The organism is Bradyrhizobium sp. HKCCYLRH2060 (assembly GCF_051168135.1).
Taxonomy (GTDB): Bacteria; Pseudomonadota; Alphaproteobacteria; order Rhizobiales; family Xanthobacteraceae; genus Bradyrhizobium.
In genome coordinates, this window is record NZ_JBNPUK010000002.1 from 114,874 (window position 1) to 131,511 (window position 16,638).

Sequence of the window (16,638 nt, forward strand, 5' to 3'; positions counted from 1 at the left end):
CCCATGGTCGAGACCTATGCCCGCCCCCGTTTTGGAGAGCCGCGCGAGCCGAAGAACCTGGTCAATCCAGGCAATCGGCTGGTGCGGATGATCGATGCCGTCACCGTGAGCCACACCAGGGCGGTGGCGTTCCTGCTCGTCTGCGGGCTGCTGTTGTTCCTGCCGGGCTTCTTCACCATCCCGCCGATCGATCGTGACGAGGCGCGCTTCGCCCAGGCGACCAAGCAGATGGTCGAGAGCGGCGATTATGTCGACATCCGCTTCCAGGACGACGTGCGCTACAAGAAGCCAGTCGGCATCTACTGGTTGCAATCGGCTGCGGTCGAGACGGCGTCGGCGATCGGGCTGCCGCGTGCGCAGCTCCGCATCTGGGTCTACCGCATTCCCTCGCTGATCGGCGCGATCGGCGCGGTGCTGCTGACCTATTGGACCGCGCTCTCCTTCGTGACACGGCGCGGCGCGGTGTTCGCCGCCCTCCTGATGTGCTGCTCGGTCCTGCTCGGGGTGGAAGCCCGGCTCGCCAAGACCGACGCGATGCTGCTGTTCACCGTGGTGGCCGCGATGGGCGCGCTGGCGCGCGTCTATCTGTCGTGGCAGCGCGGCGAGGATCCGGTGCATCCGCCGTGGGGACCGCCTGCGATCTTCTGGACGGCGCTCGCCGGCGGCATCCTGATCAAGGGCCCGCTGATCCTGATGTTCGCAGGACTGACGATCTTGGCGTTGGCGATCATGGATCGCGGCGCCGGCTGGCTGTCGCGTCTGCGCCCTCTGTGGGGGCTGATGTGGATGCTGGTGCTGGTGCTGCCCTGGTTCGTGCTGATCTTCCTGCGCGCCGGCGACACCTTCTTCGCCGATTCCGTCGGCGGCGACATGCTGAGCAAGATCGGCGCCCAGGAGTCGCACGGCGCACCGCCGGGACTTTATCTGCTGCTGCTGTTCATCACCTTCTGGCCGGGCGCGCCGCTGGCCGCAATGGCAGCCCCCGCGGTGTGGCGCGCGCGGCGCGAGCCCGGGGCGCAGTTCCTCCTGGCCTGGCTGGTGCCGTCCTGGATCGTTTTCGAGGCGGTGCTGACCAAGCTGCCGCACTACGTGCTGCCGCTGTATCCGGCGATCGCCATCCTGACCGTGGGCGCGCTGGAGCGGCGGGTGCTATCGCGCTCGTGGCTGCGCCGCGGCGCCGCCTGGTGGTTCGCGATTCCCGCCATCACCTCGGTGGTGGCCGTGATCGGCGCCATCATCGTGACGCACCAGCCGGTGTTCCTGGCCTGGCCATTCGTGGCGGCGTCGCTGATCTTCGGCCTGTTCGCCTGGTGGCTCTATGACGACGGCCGTGCCGAGCGCTCGCTCTTGAATGCCGGCGTGGCGGCGATGTTCCTGGCGTTCGTGGTGTATGGCGCCGTGCTGCCGGCGCTGACGCCGCTTTTTCCCAGCGCGGAGATTGCGCGCGCGCTGCGCAACGTGGTCTGCGTCGGGCCGAAGGCGGCGGCGGCAGGTTTCCACGAGCCGAGCCTCGTGTTCATGACGGGAACCTCGACCCAGCTCACCGACGGTTCGGGGGCGGCCGACTTCCTCAACCACGGCACGTGCCGCTTCGCGCTTGTCGAGCAGCGCACCGAGCGCGCCTTCGTGCAGCGCGCCGAGGCGATCGGGCTGCGCTACAACGTCGCCAAGCGGATCGACGGCTACAACATCTCGCAGGGCCGCCCGGTCTCGATCGCGATCTATCGCTCGGAGGGCACCGAATAGATGTCGGCGCCCGACACCTCTCCGTCTTCCTCCGGCTATGTCTCGCAGCTCGCGCTGGTCGGCAAATTCTCGCTGGGACGGCTGGTGCGCCGGCCGCAGACGGCGCCCGATGCAGCGAGCCGGCAGCGTCTATGGCGCGAACTTCTCCTGCTGATTGGCATCGGTTTGGGCGCGATCGTGATCCTGATGGTTGCCTTCGATGCCTATGAGATCGGGTTGATGCCCGCCCGCGGCACCCCCAGCATGTGGCCATGGCGCATCGTCACCGAGTTCGGCCAGGATGAATACGTGCTGGGTCTGCTGGCAGTCGGCGTCATCGTGACGATCCTGATCGCGCCGCTATGGCCCGAGGCCACGCGCAGCCGCCTGCTGAATTTCGCCACCCACGTTCAGTACGCCTTCTTCGCGGTGCTGGGCTCGGTGCTCGTGGCTCAGGTGCTGAAATACATCATCGGCCGCGGCCGCCCCTTCGTCGGCGGCAAGGCGAATGCCTTCAACTTCGACCCGTTCAACGGCACACCTGCCTATTTCAGCATGCCCTCCGCGCATGCGGTGACGGCCTTTGCGCTGGCCTTCGCCGTTGCCGCCGTCTGGCCGCGATGGCGCGTTCCCGCGTTCATCTATGCCGTCGTGATCGCCCTGAGCCGGCTGGTGCTGCTGGCCCATCATCCAAGCGATGTGGTCGCCGGCGCCGTGGTCGGATTGGCCTGCGCCATGCTGGTCCGCTACTGGTTCGCAGCCCGGCGGCTGGGTTTCCGCCTGGGCAAGGACGGCCAAATCGTACCGCGCTAAAGGGGTTGATAGGCGGCCCCAAGCCCCATAAGAAGCCTCCGCCGCAGCGCCCGGGGCAGCAACCGGTCCAGTCACGCCATTACGAGTTCTCATCTTGTCGACCGAAACCCCCGTTGCCGTCTCCATCGTCGTTCCCGTGCGCAACGAGGCCGGCAATATCGTTCCGCTGATCACCGAGATCGCGGCGGCGCTCGATGGTCTGTGGTCCTACGAGATCATCTACGTCAACGATGGCTCGACCGATGACACCGCGCAGCGGCTCGCCGAGGAAATGGCACGGCGGCCGAACCTGCGTGTGCTGCGGCATGAGAAATCGACCGGCCAATCGGCTGCGGTTCGTAGCGGCATCCGCGCGGCCCATGGCGCCATGGTGGCCACGCTGGATGGCGATGGCCAGAACAATCCCGCGTTCTTGCCCGACCTCATTGCCGCGCTCGAAAAGGGCGGTGCAGGCGTCGGCCTCGTCGCAGGGCAGCGCGTCGGCCGCAAGGATACCGGCTTCAAGAAGCTACAGTCGCGGCTGGCCAACAAGATCCGCAATGCGGTGCTGCATGACGGCACCCGCGATACCGGCTGCGGCCTCAAGGCGGTCCGTCGCGACGTGTTCCTGATGATGCCGTATTTCGATGGTCTGCACCGCTTCCTTCCCGCCCTGGTGCGGCGCGAGGGCTACGACATCGCCTATATCGACGTGATCGATCGTCCCCGGCATTCGGGCGTGTCGAACTACGGGTTCTTCGACCGGCTGTGGATCGGGATCATGGATCTCGCCGGCGTGTGGTGGCTGATCCGCCGCAAGAAGCCGACGCCGGTTGCGATCGAGGTGAAGTCATGCTGATTCAATTCGGGCAGGCGTTCAGCAACTATCTCTATGACATCTTCGTCGCCAAATTCGATTTCTGGCTGGTGTTCGGCCTTGCCGCCCAGCTGGCCTTCGCCGCGCGCTTCCTTGTGCAGTGGATCGCCAGCGAGCGCGCGGGCAAGAGCGTGGTGCCGATCGCCTTCTGGTTCTTCTCGATCGGGGGAGGGCTGATGACGCTGATCTACGGTCTCGTGAAGCGCGAGCCGGTCATCATCTTCGGCCAGCTGCTGTCGAACATCATCTACGTCCGCAACGTGATGTTGATCTTCAAGAACCGCCAGCGGGAATCCCAGACGCTGAGCAATTGATCGGGGCCGTCTTCAGGTTCACAGGGCGGATGTTCGCTGGCGCAGGACAGGCATTGCCTCTCCCATCGCAGTTCGCGCCCAGCTCTCTCCGCGCCGAAGGCGCTTCGGCCCCGGCGCGGGCATGCGGAACAACCGGTTCGTAGCGCCGTCCTACGCTCAGCGCGGCAGCGGCTTTGCAGAGGATGCGGGCAGGGCGACGGTGGCCCCGCTGTCTGCCGCCTCGCTGCGGCGGCTGGCCGCTTCGCCGGCCGCGTCCAGGACGGGATAGGCGACCGAGCAGATGTGGGAGTGGATACGCCTGAGGTCACGCAGCACGTCGAGATGCAGTGAGGTGGTTTCGAGCGTCTCCGAGCGGCCCTCGCGCAGACGTTCGAGGTGCCGCTCGGTCGCGCCGAGCTCTGCGTTGCGGAGCTCGGCTTTCTGATCGAGCAGTTGGTGGGCTTGCTGCGCATCGCCGGACATGAAGATGCCGAACGCGACGCGGAGCGCCTCCATGATCTGGCGGTGAAAGGCCTGCAGCTCGTCGGCGCCCTCCGCAGAGAACTGGAACCTGCGCTTGATCTTCTTGGTCGCGAGCTCGCTCAGGTTCTTGTCGATGATGTCGCCGATGTGTTCGAGGTTGATCGCGAAGGAGATGATCTCCATCGCGCGCTTGCCCTCACGGTCGTCCAGGCTGCCCCGCGTCAGCTTGGTGATGTAGAGCTTGATGGCTTCGTCGAGCCGGTCGACGACATTGTCCGCGCGTGACACCTGATCCACGAGGCCACGGTCGTTGGTCATCATCGCGGTCATGACATTGCGCAACATGGTCTCGACCAGATCGCCCATTCGCAGCGCCTCGCGCGCGGCGTCCGCAAGCGCCAGCGACGGTGTCTCCAGCGCGGTCTCGTCGAGATAGCGCGGCTTGGCCGGATCGACCTCCGCCGGGCGGTCGGGGAACAGTCTGACGAGCAGCTTCTCCATGACGCCGAGCAGGCCGATGAACACCACGGCCGTGCCGAGATTGAAAGCCATGTGGAACTGGGCCGTCAGCTTCGACAGATCGGGCTGAAATTGCTGCAATTGCGCTGCGAGCGGATGCAGGAACGGCGCGATCAGCGCGACTCCGATGACACGGTTGAGGAGATTGCCGACGGGCAGGCGATAGCTCGCCGGGTTGTCACGGCGCGCGCCCTCGAACACCGGATTGACGGCGCTGCCGAGATTGGCGCCAAGCACGAGCGCCAACGCGGCATCGGCCGTGATGAAGTGCGCATAGGCCAGCGACATCACCAGCAGCACGCTGGCGACGCTGGAATGCACGATCCAGGTGACGACGGCGCCGAAGATGATGCACAGCGTGACATCGGCCGTGATCGCCTGCATGAACACGCGCATCGCCGGCGCTTCTTCAGCGGGCGCCAGGGTGTCGATCAGGATGTGCAGCGACAGCAGCATCAGGCCGAGGCCAATCGACACCCGCCCCAGGTCCTTGATGCGCGATCGCGGCCCGCTGCGGAACGCCACCAGGCCGAGCACGAACAGGATGGGGGCGATCGCCGCCACGTTGAACGACAGGACCTGCACGATCAGCGTGGTGCCGATATTGGCGCCGAGCATGATCGCCAGCGCCGGGATCAGGCCGACCAGGCCTTCCGCCGCGAAGGAGGTCGTGATCAGCGCGGTCGCCGTGCTGCTCTGGAGCAGAGCGGTCAGGCCGAGCCCGGCGGCGAGGGCGCTGAAGCGGTTACGCAGCCCCCGCGATAGCAGCAGCCGGAGATCCGGGCCGAAGGCGCGAAGAATGCCGCTGTGGACCATGTGAAGGCCCCACAGCAGCAACGCCACGCCGCCCATCAGATCGAGCAGAACCATGATTTCCGTTCGTCTCCGCGACCTCTGCCGCGAAGGCTACGCCCAATCGGCTGGGGATCAACGCTATTTTGTCGGCCCTGCGTGCCTGATCGCAGGGCGTTCCATGGGCTGCCCAAGATGTGGCTAAGATGCGTTGAACGCCGCAAAGCCTCGGTCGAGATCCTCCTTGAGATCCTCCACATTCTCCAGGCCGATATGCAGACGCAGCGTGGGGCCGCCGGGCGCCCAGGTGGTGGCCGTGCGATAGCTCGCGCAGTCGAACGGAATCGCCAGGCTCTCGAAGCCGCCCCAGGAATAGCCCATTCCGAACAGCGTCAGCGTGTCGAGCATCGCATCAACCGCGGCTTGCGGCTTTGGTTGCAGCACGATGCTGAACAGGCCGGAGGCGCCGGTGAAGTCCCGCTTCCAGATCGCATGCCCCGGATGGCTCTCCAGCGCAGGATGCAGGACCTCGATCACCTCGGGGCGGGCGGCGAGCCAGCGTGCCATCTCCAGGCCGGACCGATGATGCTGCGCCAGCCGCACGCCGAGCGTCCGCACGCCGCGCAGCGCCAGGAAGACGTCGTCCGGCCCGGCGCAGACGCCGAGCAGGCGGATGCCCTCGGAGATCAGCGGCCACGCCTTCGCATTGGCCGAAATCGTCCCGAACATGATGTCGGAGTGGCCGCCGATATATTTGGTGGCCGCCTGCATGCTGACGTCGACGCCCTGATCGAGGGAGCGGTGGTAGAGCGGCGTCGCCCAGGTGTTGTCGTCGATGACGAGTGCGCCATGCGCATGCGCAACCGCCGCAATGGCGGGGATGTCCGGCATTTCGAACGACTGCGAGCCGGGCGCCTCGACCACTACCGCGCGTGTATTTGGTTTGAGCAGTTGCTCAATTCCTGTGCCGATCAATGGGTCGAAATAGGTCGTCTCGACGCCGTAGCGCGCCAGCATGCCGTTGCAGAAATTGCGGGTCGGGCGATAGATGCTGTCGCAGACCAGCACGTGGTCGCCGGCCTTGAGCACCGACAGCAGGGTCGTCGAGATCGCCCCGAGACCTGACGGCGCGATGCCGACGCCGGCGCATTGCGGGCCCTCCAACGCCATCAGCGCCTGCTGCAATGCCTTGGTGGTCGGCGTGCCGTGGCGGCCATATTGGAATTCGCCGCGGTGTGCATGCAGATCTTCAGCCGTTGGATACAGGACCGTCGACCCATGAACGACCGGAGGATTCACGAATCCGTGCTGCGCTTTCGTGTCCCGCCCCGCCGTGACCAGCCGTGTCTCGACGTTTTGTCGCACCGCCGCAGCGGGGTCGTTCGATAATGCCATTCGCGTGTCTTTTCTCTTTGAGCCTGCCGGGATAGCTGGAAATCAGGCTGCACTGCGGTCGTTAATAACAGAATGCAGAACAGGCCCGTCAACCCCTTGACCCGGACCGCCAGTCGTTCTGTGATGCCGGCGCAATTCGATCGCTGCACGTTGAGGGGCTTGCCGCGATTCCCGCTTCATCTCGCATGCACGGCTCCGTTGTGCATTGCGTGCGCCAGATTCTTGGTATGGCGTTTGCAAAGGCGGATTCAGGTCGGCCCCATCTTCGCGCTGAGATTTCATCGCTCCCCAAGGACGACCGCGAAAGGCTGTATTTATGAAACGCGTCACTCTGGCTCTCACTCTTGCTCTCGCCCCGGTGCTGGCGAGCGTCGGCGCCCAGGCCGACACGCTCAAGACCGTCAAGGATCGCGGCATGCTCGCCTGCGGCGTCAGCCAGGGCCTGCCCGGTTTCTCGAACCCGGACGACAAGGGCAACTGGACCGGGCTCGACGTCGACGTCTGCCGCGCCATTGCCGCCGCGATCTTCAACGATCCGACCAAGGTCAAGTTCGTGCCGCTCTCCGCCAAGGATCGCTTCACCGCGCTGCAATCGGGCGAAGTCGACGTGCTGTCGCGCAACACCACCTGGACCCTGTCGCGTGACACCTCGCTCGGCGCGAACTTCGCCGGCATTACCTATTATGACGGCCAGGGCTTCATGGTGAAGAAGGCCCTCAAGGTGAACTCGGCGCTGGAGCTGAACAGCGCTTCGGTCTGCGTGCAGACTGGCACCACGACCGAGCAAAACCTCGCCGACTACTTCAAGGCCAACAAGATGAAGTACGAGGTGATCGCGTTCGCCGGCGCCGACGAGACCGTGAAAGCCTATGAATCCGGCCGCTGCGACGTGTTCACCACCGACGTCTCCGGCCTCTATGCCGAGCGCCTGAAGCTCTCCAATCCGGCCGACCATGTTGTGCTGCCCGAGGTGATCTCGAAGGAACCGCTCGGCCCAATGGTGCGCCACGGCGACGACCAGTGGTTCGACATCGTGAAGTGGACGTTGTTCGGGCTGATCACGGCCGAGGAAATGGGCGTCACCCAGGCGAACGTGGACGAGATGGCCAAGTCGGACAAGCCTGATTTCAAGCGCGCCTTCGGCACCGATGGCAATCTCGGCGAGCAGCTCGGCCTCACCAAGGACTGGTTCTCCCGGATCGTGAAAGCGGTCGGAAACTACGGCGAGATGTATGACCGCAACGTCGGCGCGGGCTCCAAGCTGCAGATCGCGCGCGGTCTGAACCAGCTCTGGAACAAGGGCGGCCTGCAGTACGCGCCGCCGATCCGCTGATCACTGCACGATAGCGGGGCTGCGGCGAATGAGTATCGAAGCGAGGTTACCGCCTGCGCAATATGGGCTTCGGCTGAAGCGCATGCTGGGTGGCAAGGCAGGATGGAACGGCATCATCCTGCAGATCCTGTTCGTCGCAGTCCTGGTGTGGGTTGGCTACGAGATCGTGGCCAACGCACGCAGCAACCTCGCCGCCCAGCGCATCACGTCGGGCTTCGGTTTCCTCAACAACACGGCCGGCTTCGACGTCAACCAGACCCTGATCAGCTACTCCGGCTCCGACAGCTACAGTCGCGTGCTGATCGTCGGCGTGCTGAACACGCTGCTGGTCTCCGTCATAGGTATCGTGCTGGCGACCATCCTTGGCTTTCTGGTTGCGCTTGGCCGCTTGTCACCGAACGCATTGCTGTCGCGAGTCTCCGGCGCCTATGTCGAGCTGATCCGCAACCTGCCGCTGCTGTTTCAGATCCTGTTCTGGTATCTTGCGGTGTTGGCGGCTCTGCCCGGACCGCGACAGAGCATCTCTCTTTTCTCGACCTTCTTTCTCAACAACCGCGGCTTCATCGTTCCGCGCCCGATTGAGGAGCCCGGCTTCATGCCGTTCGTGATCGCGCTCGGTGTGGCGATCGTGGTCTCGGTCGGTCTGCACTATTACGCGCGGCGCGAGCTGTTCCTCCGCGGCCATGTGATGCGGATCTGGCCCTGGGTGCTGGGGCTGCTGATCGGCCTGCCGCTGATTGCAGCGCTCGTGTTCGGCGTGCCGATTTCGTTCGAGGTACCGGCGCTCAAGGGTTTCAACTTCGCCGGCGGTTCGCGCATCATTCCAGAGCTCGTCGCGCTGACCCTGGCGCTGACCATGTACACGGCGTCGTTCATCGCCGAGGTCGTGCGCGCCGGCATTCTCTCGGTCCACAAGGGACAGATGGAAGCGGGGCTCTCGCTTGGACTGAGCCGAGGCACCGTGCTGCGCCTGATCGTCGTGCCGCAGGCGCTTCGCGTCATCCTGCCGCCGCTGACGAACCAGTATTTGAACCTGACCAAGAACTCCTCGCTCGCGGTCGCTATCGGTTATCCCGATCTCGTGTCGGTGTTCGCGGGCACGACGATGAGCCAGACGGGTCAGGCCATCGAGATCATCGGAATCACGATGGGCGTCTATCTGTCGCTGTCGCTGATCACGAGCGCGATGATGAGCTTCTACAGCTGGCGGCTTGGGAAGAGACTTGGCGCATGACCGACATCACGGCCTCAACCTTCATCCGTCAGGACATGGCCGGAGAACGCCCGGCGCCCATCAAGACGACGGGTTTCGTCGGCTTCGTCCGCACGAGGCTGTTGAACTCGCCGACCAATATCCTGCTCACCCTGGTGAGCGCGCTGTTGATCTGGTTCACCGTGATCCCGGCGGTCAAGTTCCTGCTGGTCGACGCGGTGTGGGTCGGCAAGGACCGCGAAGCATGCCTGGCGCAGAACGCCGGCCATCCGGTCGGCGCCTGTTGGCCCTACATTTCGGCGAAGTTCGGCCAGTTCATGTACGGCTTCTACCCGGAGGCCGACCGCTGGCGCGTCAATCTGACCTATGTGCTGGCGGTGGTGCTGCTGGTGCCGCTGCTGATTCCGCGCCTGCCTGCCAAAGGATTGAACGCGGGCCTGTTCTTCTTCGCGCTGCCGGTGGTCGCGTTCTTCCTGCTCTATGGCGGTGGGCTGGAGGGCTTCGGCGTGAGCTGGACCACAGGCGCCCTCCAGGTGTTCGTCGAGAGCATCGATACGGCCGGCAACGCGCTGATGCGCGCCGGCGACAACGTGCCGGTGGTCGGCATGCTGCTGTGGCTGCTCGGCAAGCTGGTCGTTCTGATCGGAACGCTCGCATCGCTCGTGATCTGGCCACTGGTCTGGATCCGCAACGAACTGCAGCAATCTCACCAGCCCGTGTGGAATGATCTCGCGCTCTCGGCGATCATTGTCACCGCGCTGGTGTTCATCGTCGGCGGCGGGAGCAGGGCGCTGCGCAGCGTCATCGCCACGGCCGCGACCTTCGCTGGCATTGCCGTCGTCATTGCGATCATGGGCCTCGATCGCGGCGGCCTTCCCATCGTCGACACAAGGCTGTGGGGCGGAATGCTGGTGACGCTGGTCGTCTCGGTGATCGGCATCGTTGCGTCGATGCCGATCGGCATTGCGCTTGCGCTCGGCCGCCGCTCGACCATTCCACTGATCCGCATCTTTTCGATCGCCTTCATCGAGCTGGTCCGCGGCGTGCCGCTGATCACCGTGCTGTTCTTCGCCACCTACATGCTGCCGCTGTTCCTGCCCGGCAATGCCAGGGTCGATGGCCTGGTACGGGCGCTGATCGGCGTTGCGCTGTTCTCCGGCGCCTACATGGCCGAGGTGATCCGCGGCGGCCTGCAGGCCATTCCGCGCGGCCAGGCGGAGGCGTCGAGCGCGCTCGGCCTGTCCTGGTGGAAGACGACGAGCTTCATCGTGCTGCCGCAGGCGCTGCGCCACGTGATCCCCGGCATCGTCAACAGCTTCATCTCGCTGTTCAAGGACACCTCGCTGGTGTCCATCGTGGCGCTGTTCGACCTGCTCGGCAGCCTCAAGGCCTCGTTTGCCGATCCGGTCTGGGCGACGCCGACCACGGCCTTCACCGGCTTTGCCTTCACGGGGCTGATCTACTTCGCCTTCTGCTTCGGCATGTCACGCTACTCCCTGCTGGTCGAGCGCCGCGTCAACGCGCACCGGCGCCATTGAGCCAGAGATCATCGAGAGATCCATGACTGCAAATTCGATCGTCAGCATTTCCGCCCTCAACAAGTGGTACGGCGAATTCCACGTCTTGCGCGACATCAATCTCTCGGTCGGGAAGGGTGAGCGCATCGTGATCTGCGGGCCTTCGGGCTCAGGCAAGTCGACCTTGATCCGCTGCATCAACGCGCTCGAGGAATTCCAGGAGGGCGAGATCAATGTCGACGGCATCGACCTCGGTCCGAACCTCAAGCGCGTGGACGAGGTTCGCCGCGAGGTCGGCATGGTGTTCCAGAGCTTCAACCTGTTTCCGCATCTGACCGTGCTGGAGAACTGCACCCTGGCGCCGATCTGGGTGCGCAACATCCCGCAGAAGGAAGCCGAGGCGACCGCGATGAAGTTCCTGGAGCGGGTCAAGATCCCGCATCAGGCGCAGAAATACCCGGGCCAGATGTCGGGCGGTCAGCAGCAGCGTGTCGCCATCGCGCGCGCGCTGACGATGAACCCCAAGGTCATGCTGTTCGACGAGCCGACCTCGGCGCTCGATCCGGAGATGGTGAAGGAGGTGCTCGACACCATGGTCGATCTCGCGAAGGAGGGCATGACCATGCTGGTCGTGACCCACGAGATGGGCTTCGCGCGCGAGGTCGCCAACCGCGTCGTGTTCATGGACGCCGGCCAGATCATCGAATCGAACACGCCGCAGGAGTTCTTCGCCAATCCGCAGCATGCGCGCAGCAAGCTGTTCCTGAGCCAGATCCTGCGGCATTGATGGGGCGAATTGCGAGATGCGAATAGCGAATAGAGGTCGTTTCTCGTTCGCTACTCGTCTTTCGCGTCCTACATGAACGGCGGCTTGATCCCGCTGCGCTTCTCGAGCCAAGCCGGCACCGGCAGGTTCTTCGAACGCATGAACTCTGGATTGTACAGCTTCGACTGATAGCGCGTGCCGGAGTCGCACAGGATGGTCACGATGGTGTGGCCGGGGCCGAGCTTCCGGGCGAGCTGCACCGCGCCGGCGACGTTGACGCCGGTCGAGCCGCCCAGGCACAGGCCTTCATGCTGCACGAGGTCGTAGATCGTGTTGACGGCATCCTCGTCGGACACCAGGAACGCGTCGTCGACCTTGGCGGTCTCGATCACGGGCGTCACGCGACCGATGCCGATGCCTTCGGTGATGGAGTCGCCGGGCGTCGACTTGACGACGCCGTTCTTGAACCATTCGTACATGGCGAAGCCGTGCGGATCGGCGCAGGCGGTGACGATATCCTTGTTCCTGTCCTTCAAATAGCGGCTGGTGCCGGCAATCGTGCCGCCGGTGCCGACCGCGCAGATGAAGCCGTCGACCTTGCCGTTGGTCTGCTCCCAGATCTCGGGTCCCGTGGACTCATAATGCGCCTTGGCGTTGTCGAGGTTGTTCCACTGGTCGGCGAACAGCACGCCGTTCGGCTCGGTCTTGCGCAGTTCGTCGGCGAGCCTGCGGCCGACATGCTGATAGTTGTTGGGATTGCTGAACGGCAACGCCGGCACCTCGACCAGCTCCGCGCCGCACAGCCGTAGCATGTCCTTCTTTTCCTGGCTCTGCGTCTCCGGAATCACGATCAGCGTGCGATAACCGCGCGCGCTGGCGACCACGGCCAGACCGATGCCGGTGTTGCCGGCAGTGGCCTCCACCACGAGGCCGCCCGGCTTGAGATCGCCACGTCTCTCGGCCTCCAGGATCATCCACTTGCCGGCACGGTCCTTGACCGACTGGCCCGGGTTCATGAACTCGGCCTTGCCGAGAATGGTGCAGCCCGTCGCCTCCGAGGCGCGCTTGAGCTTGATCAGCGGCGTATTGCCGATCGCCGCGACGACGTCGTTATGAATGGTCATTTTGCAGATACCGTAGGAGTTTCCTCGAGCACACTTAAGAGGACCCTAGCCTGATATCCAGGGGAGCGTAAGCCGGCTGGATCAGCCCCCTGATTTCGCAAAGACCACCTGGCGAACATCGATGTTCCCAGAGAGGAAACCTGCTTCGCAGTAGGACAGATAATATTCCCAGAGCCGCCTGAAGCGCTCGTCGAATCCGGCGGGCGTGAGGTCAGGCCAAGCCTCTCGGAAGTTATTTCGCCAGATCGCCAGCGTCCTGGCATAATCTTCCCCGAAGATGCGCTCGCGGATGACGGGTATGCCAAAGCGGTCGCCAAGCGACTTCAGGATCTGCGGTGTTGGCAACATGCCCCCCGGGAAAACGTAGCGCTGGATGAAGTCGACCTCGCGGCGATAGTGCTGGAACAGGCTGTCCTGGATGGTAATGGCCTGGACACCGGCCAGTCCGCCCGGCAGCAGACGGTCTCGCAGTTGCGAGAAATACTTCGGCCAGAACTGCTCGCCGACCGCCTCGATCATCTCGATCGAGGCGATACGGTCGTAGCGGTCGCGCTCGTCGCGATAGTCCTGCAGGCGGATCTCGACTTTCTCGGCGAGCCCGGCCTCGTGGATGCGGCGCTGTGCAAAATCGCGTTGCTGCTGGCTGATCGTCAGCCCAACGACCTTGGTGCCGAACGTCTTGGCGGCATATTCGGCAAAGCCGCCCCAGCCGCAGCCGATCTCGAGCAGCTTCTGCCCGGGCTTGAGATCGATCGCCTCGGCCAGCCGCTTGTACTTGTTGGTCTGCGCAGCGGTGAGGTCGGTGGTGTGCTCCTCGAACAAGGCCGAGGAATAGGTCATGCTCGGATCGAGCCAGGCCGAGTAGAACGAATTCCCGATGTCGTAATGGGCGTAGATGTTGCGCTTCGCCTGACGTTTGGTGTTGCGGTTGAACCAGTGCCGGACCAGCTGGGCAAACCGGATCAGCGGCTTGTCTTCCAGCATCGACTGCAGCAGGTGCTGGTTGACGCAGAACAGATAGAGAAACTGCGTCAGGTCCGGCGTATCCCAGTCGCCGTTCAGATAGGCTTCGGCGATGCCGATGTCGCCGCCATTGAGAAGGCGCGATGCGAAGCCGTAATTGGCCAGGATCATTGCGGCGGCCGGCCCGGGCTCAACGCCGCCGAGCCGGATCACCCGTCCGTCCGGCAGGGTCACGTCGAGCGTGCCTTTTCGCAACCGCGATCCGAAGCCCAGGGCAAGGCGGGGCAGGCGGGGAAGATCGGCAAGCACCTTGTCGATGGTATCAGGGGTGACTGGGATGACGTCCGGCATGGCAGGTCCACTCACGCAAACGGCTCCAGCCCACGTCCCCGTCGGCTGGCCGGTGTGGCACCTGTGCGGGCAGGGAATCACGGACGCAGAGCGAGCCGGCCGTTTCCGGTCAGCGTCGTGATATATAAGCGTGGCTGCCGTTCCCCGCCAAGCCGGTATTGGTTCCAGGGCTTGCACTGATTTCGCCGCGCGGCACGAGGCGGATGCCTTTGGCCCACAGCCTCACTGCCTCCCAGTGGATCGCGGCGAAGATTTTGACGGTCACCAGCGGGAGCGAGACGAAGGCAGCGAGCAGGGAGCCGGACGTCAGCCCGCGACGGCGGCCAGAGAAGGTTGCAGCCAGCAGAGGCCCGTCGGCGCCAGTTTCCAGAATCCGCAACTTGACCTTGTCGCCCGGCGGCATGATGCGGAAATGGTAGCGCATCGCCATGTCGATGAACGGCGAAACGTAGAAGGTCTTGTCCTGCGTCTGGCGCAGCCCCGCCGCGGACAGCTGATCGGACCTGACCGGCAGCACATAGGGCTTGATCTCGCCGAAGGTGTTGCGGACTTCGTAGATCATCAGCGCCAGGGCGCCGTCGCTGCGATAGCAGAAATAGACCGACAGCGGATTGAACACGTAGCCGAGCAGCCGCGGATAGCACAGCAGCAGCACGCGTCCGCCGCTGAGATCGATCCCCTGATCCGCCGCGCAGGTCTGCGCATAGGCCAGCAGCGACGAGCCGTCGCGCGGACCGTGGTCGGCCTCGTGGAAGCTGTAGAGCGCGCGCCGATTGACCCCGAACAGCGAGGTCTGCCGGTCCGCCTGGTCGAGCCGGCCGAGATCGATCAGCAGGCTCATCACGCGATACCGGAAGCGATGCGTGGTCGGCCGCATGCGGGCGTGCATGACCTCTCCGACATAGAGCGCGGCCGCTTCCGTTCGATCTTCCGGCCCCGAGTGATCCATGCCCATATCGCGCCTATTCCGCAGCCTCGGCGAGCTCGGTTGGAAACCCGCGCCATGGCACGCTCGCGCCGAGCGCCTCTGCCACGGCGAGACCCGAGCGCAGCCCGTCCTCATGGAAGCCGTAGCCGGTCCAGGCCCCGCAGAACCAGGTATGGCGCTGCCCCTGAATCGCTGCCAGACGCTTCTGCGCCGCAAAGGCGGCAGCCGTATATTGTGGGTGCTCACAGATATATTTGCCAAAGGTCAGCTCCGGAGCCGGAGCGAAGGGTGGATTGAGGCTGACGAACAGCGGCCTGGCGTCGTCGATGTCCTGCAGATTGTTCATCCAATAGGTGACGGCGACATCGTTCATGGGAACGCCCTCGCGCTGCCAGCGCAGGAAATTCCACGAAGCCCAGGCGCGGCGGCGCTTTGGCATCAGCCGGCTGTCACGGTGCAGATAGATCGTGTTGGGCGAATATTTGATCGCACCGAGGATGCCGCGCTCCCGCTCGTCCGCGTCGGTGAGCATCGACAAAGCCTGGTCGCTGTGCGCGGCAATCACCACATGATCGTAGGTATCCCGACGTCCGCTGCTATCTTGGACGACGACGCCGTGGCCGGTGCGTTCGATGCTCGTCACAGCGCTGCCGAGCCTGATGTGGTTGCGGAAGCTCGACGTCAGCTTCTCCACGTAGCGGCGGCTGCCGCCCTTGACGGTGCGCCAGACCGGGCGATCATATTGCAGCAACCTGTGATTGCTGAAGAACGCGACGAAGTTCTCGGCCGGGAAGTCCAGCATCTCGGATGCCGGGGCCGACCAGATCGCGGCACCCATCGGCGCCAGATAGTCGGTGAGCAGTCGCGGCGCGAAATGGTTGCGCCGGAAATAGTCCCCGAGCGTCAGGCCATGCAGGCGGCCGGCCTTGAAGTCCGCTGTACTCTGCTCATTGAAGGTCAGGATGTCCCTGAGCATCCAGAGATAGGATGTCGACAGCAGGTTGCTCGGCTGCGCGAACAGCCCCTTGGCGGTGTCGAGCCAGGTATTGCCGCCCCCCTTCCATTCGAAGCGGCCGGCATCCGCGGTGACGGCAAAGCTCATGCTGCTGTCGACCGTCTCGACCCCCAGATGATCGAACAAGGCGGTGAGCTCTGGATAGTTCAGCTCGTTGTAGACGATGAAGCCGATGTCGACGGAGACCGGAGCGCCGTCATAGTCGATCGTCACGGTGTGGCTGTGGCCGCCCGGACGGAGATCGCGCTCGTAGACGGTGATCGGATAACGCTTCGCCAGGGACCAGGCCGCGGCGTTACCCGCAATACCCGTTCCGACCACCGCAATTCGCATAAGTGCCCCCTGAAGTTCACGTGCAAGTTACGGAGTCCCCGCCAAAGGGTTTCACGGGCGCGCTCGCCGCGTCACACCCCGCCTAAAACAGCATTGGACAGATGAAATCTTGGTAAGGCGGCAGCCGTGGTCCGGGGCCGCGCCTGCACGAAACTCTGCTGATTTACGGGAGATTTGTCGATTCGGCGGACTTTATCGGCACCATCGCTGCCGGGGAGA

The 16,638-nt window shown here is 64.3% G+C and carries 14 protein-coding genes; 8 read left to right on the plus strand and 6 right to left on the minus strand.

From position 1 onward, the window contains the following. Positions 1 to 3: 3 nt before the first annotated feature. From ACQR10_RS04225 to ACQR10_RS04240, 4 genes are all read left to right on the plus strand, one after another. The gene (locus tag ACQR10_RS04225; RefSeq protein WP_316215849.1) at positions 4 to 1,746 is read left to right on the plus strand and encodes an ArnT family glycosyltransferase; all 1,743 of its coding nucleotides are present in this window, start codon (positions 4 to 6) and stop codon (positions 1,744 to 1,746) included. Then, a complete protein-coding gene (locus ACQR10_RS04230) occupies positions 1,747 to 2,538 on the plus strand; it encodes a phosphatase PAP2 family protein (RefSeq protein ID WP_315799906.1) in 792 nt (263 codons plus the stop codon). Positions 2,539 to 2,632: 94 nt separating this feature from the next. Then, on the plus strand, positions 2,633 to 3,376 hold the full coding sequence (locus ACQR10_RS04235; RefSeq protein ID WP_315799907.1) for a glycosyltransferase family 2 protein: 744 nt from the start codon (positions 2,633 to 2,635) through the stop codon (positions 3,374 to 3,376). Next, the gene (locus ACQR10_RS04240; protein WP_315799908.1) at positions 3,370 to 3,708 is read left to right on the plus strand and encodes a lipid-A-disaccharide synthase N-terminal domain-containing protein; all 339 of its coding nucleotides are present in this window, start codon (positions 3,370 to 3,372) and stop codon (positions 3,706 to 3,708) included. Before ACQR10_RS04235 ends, ACQR10_RS04240 begins: the two co-directional genes overlap by 7 nt. Before the next feature lie 156 nt (positions 3,709 to 3,864). Here ACQR10_RS04240 and ACQR10_RS04245 read toward each other — a convergent pair whose 3' ends face one another. Then, positions 3,865 to 5,559 carry a Na/Pi cotransporter family protein gene (locus ACQR10_RS04245; RefSeq protein ID WP_316215848.1) on the minus strand — a complete coding sequence of 565 codons (1,695 nt, stop codon included), beginning with the start codon at positions 5,557 to 5,559 and terminating at the stop codon, positions 3,865 to 3,867. A 123-nt stretch (positions 5,560 to 5,682) separates the two neighbouring features. Then, a complete protein-coding gene (metC, locus tag ACQR10_RS04250) occupies positions 5,683 to 6,876 on the minus strand; it encodes a cystathionine beta-lyase (RefSeq protein ID WP_316215847.1) in 1,194 nt (397 codons plus the stop codon). 316 nt (positions 6,877 to 7,192) lie between these two features. On the opposite strand from metC, the gene ACQR10_RS04255 reads away from it, so the two are divergent. From ACQR10_RS04255 to ACQR10_RS04270, 4 genes are read left to right on the plus strand one after another with little or no spacing between them, the layout of a single operon-like run. Then, complete coding sequence (locus ACQR10_RS04255; protein WP_434911793.1) at positions 7,193 to 8,209, plus strand: amino acid ABC transporter substrate-binding protein; 1,017 nt, start codon at positions 7,193 to 7,195, stop codon at positions 8,207 to 8,209. Positions 8,210 to 8,237: 28 nt separating this feature from the next. Next, complete coding sequence (locus ACQR10_RS04260) at positions 8,238 to 9,443, plus strand: amino acid ABC transporter permease (protein ID WP_434886140.1); 1,206 nt, start codon at positions 8,238 to 8,240, stop codon at positions 9,441 to 9,443. Then, positions 9,440 to 10,960, plus strand: a complete 1,521-nt coding sequence (locus tag ACQR10_RS04265; RefSeq protein WP_315799913.1) for an amino acid ABC transporter permease — start codon at positions 9,440 to 9,442, stop codon at positions 10,958 to 10,960. The genes ACQR10_RS04260 and ACQR10_RS04265 overlap by 4 nt, the downstream gene beginning before the upstream one ends. A 22-nt stretch (positions 10,961 to 10,982) precedes the next feature. Continuing rightward, positions 10,983 to 11,726, plus strand: coding sequence for an amino acid ABC transporter ATP-binding protein (locus tag ACQR10_RS04270; RefSeq protein WP_315799914.1), 744 nt, complete (start codon positions 10,983 to 10,985; stop codon positions 11,724 to 11,726). A gap of 68 nt (positions 11,727 to 11,794) precedes the next feature. Here ACQR10_RS04270 and ACQR10_RS04275 read toward each other — a convergent pair whose 3' ends face one another. From ACQR10_RS04275 to ACQR10_RS04290, 4 genes are all read right to left on the minus strand, one after another. Further along, a complete protein-coding gene (locus ACQR10_RS04275) occupies positions 11,795 to 12,829 on the minus strand; it encodes a cysteine synthase A (protein WP_316178672.1) in 1,035 nt (344 codons plus the stop codon). A gap of 81 nt (positions 12,830 to 12,910) precedes the next feature. Beyond that, positions 12,911 to 14,143: a cyclopropane-fatty-acyl-phospholipid synthase family protein gene (locus tag ACQR10_RS04280; RefSeq protein WP_316178952.1), complete on the minus strand. Its 1,233-nt coding sequence runs from the start codon at positions 14,141 to 14,143 to the stop codon at positions 12,911 to 12,913. A 109-nt stretch (positions 14,144 to 14,252) separates the two neighbouring features. Then, positions 14,253 to 15,098: a DUF1365 domain-containing protein gene (locus ACQR10_RS04285; RefSeq protein WP_434911794.1), complete on the minus strand. Its 846-nt coding sequence runs from the start codon at positions 15,096 to 15,098 to the stop codon at positions 14,253 to 14,255. Positions 15,099 to 15,105: 7 nt separating this feature from the next. Then, positions 15,106 to 16,419, minus strand: coding sequence for an NAD(P)/FAD-dependent oxidoreductase (locus ACQR10_RS04290; protein WP_434911795.1), 1,314 nt, complete (start codon positions 16,417 to 16,419; stop codon positions 15,106 to 15,108). Positions 16,420 to 16,638: the final 219 nt, after the last annotated feature.

Coding starts and splice junctions, on each gene's coding strand:
- ACQR10_RS04225 (WP_316215849.1), top strand. CDS start 4: ATGGTCGAGACCTATGCCCGCCCCCGTTTTGGAGAGCCGCGCGAGCCG.
- ACQR10_RS04230 (WP_315799906.1), top strand. CDS start 1,747: ATGTCGGCGCCCGACACCTCTCCGTCTTCCTCCGGCTATGTCTCGCAG.
- ACQR10_RS04240 (WP_315799908.1), top strand. CDS start 3,370: ATGCTGATTCAATTCGGGCAGGCGTTCAGCAACTATCTCTATGACATC.
- ACQR10_RS04245 (WP_316215848.1), bottom strand. CDS start 5,559: ATGGTTCTGCTCGATCTGATGGGCGGCGTGGCGTTGCTGCTGTGGGGC.
- metC (WP_316215847.1), bottom strand. CDS start 6,876: ATGGCATTATCGAACGACCCCGCTGCGGCGGTGCGACAAAACGTCGAG.
- ACQR10_RS04255 (WP_434911793.1), top strand. CDS start 7,193: ATGAAACGCGTCACTCTGGCTCTCACTCTTGCTCTCGCCCCGGTGCTG.
- ACQR10_RS04260 (WP_434886140.1), top strand. CDS start 8,238: ATGAGTATCGAAGCGAGGTTACCGCCTGCGCAATATGGGCTTCGGCTG.
- ACQR10_RS04265 (WP_315799913.1), top strand. CDS start 9,440: ATGACCGACATCACGGCCTCAACCTTCATCCGTCAGGACATGGCCGGA.
- ACQR10_RS04270 (WP_315799914.1), top strand. CDS start 10,983: ATGACTGCAAATTCGATCGTCAGCATTTCCGCCCTCAACAAGTGGTAC.
- ACQR10_RS04275 (WP_316178672.1), bottom strand. CDS start 12,829: ATGACCATTCATAACGACGTCGTCGCGGCGATCGGCAATACGCCGCTG.
- ACQR10_RS04280 (WP_316178952.1), bottom strand. CDS start 14,143: ATGCCGGACGTCATCCCAGTCACCCCTGATACCATCGACAAGGTGCTT.
- ACQR10_RS04285 (WP_434911794.1), bottom strand. CDS start 15,098: ATGGGCATGGATCACTCGGGGCCGGAAGATCGAACGGAAGCGGCCGCG.
- ACQR10_RS04290 (WP_434911795.1), bottom strand. CDS start 16,419: ATGCGAATTGCGGTGGTCGGAACGGGTATTGCGGGTAACGCCGCGGCC.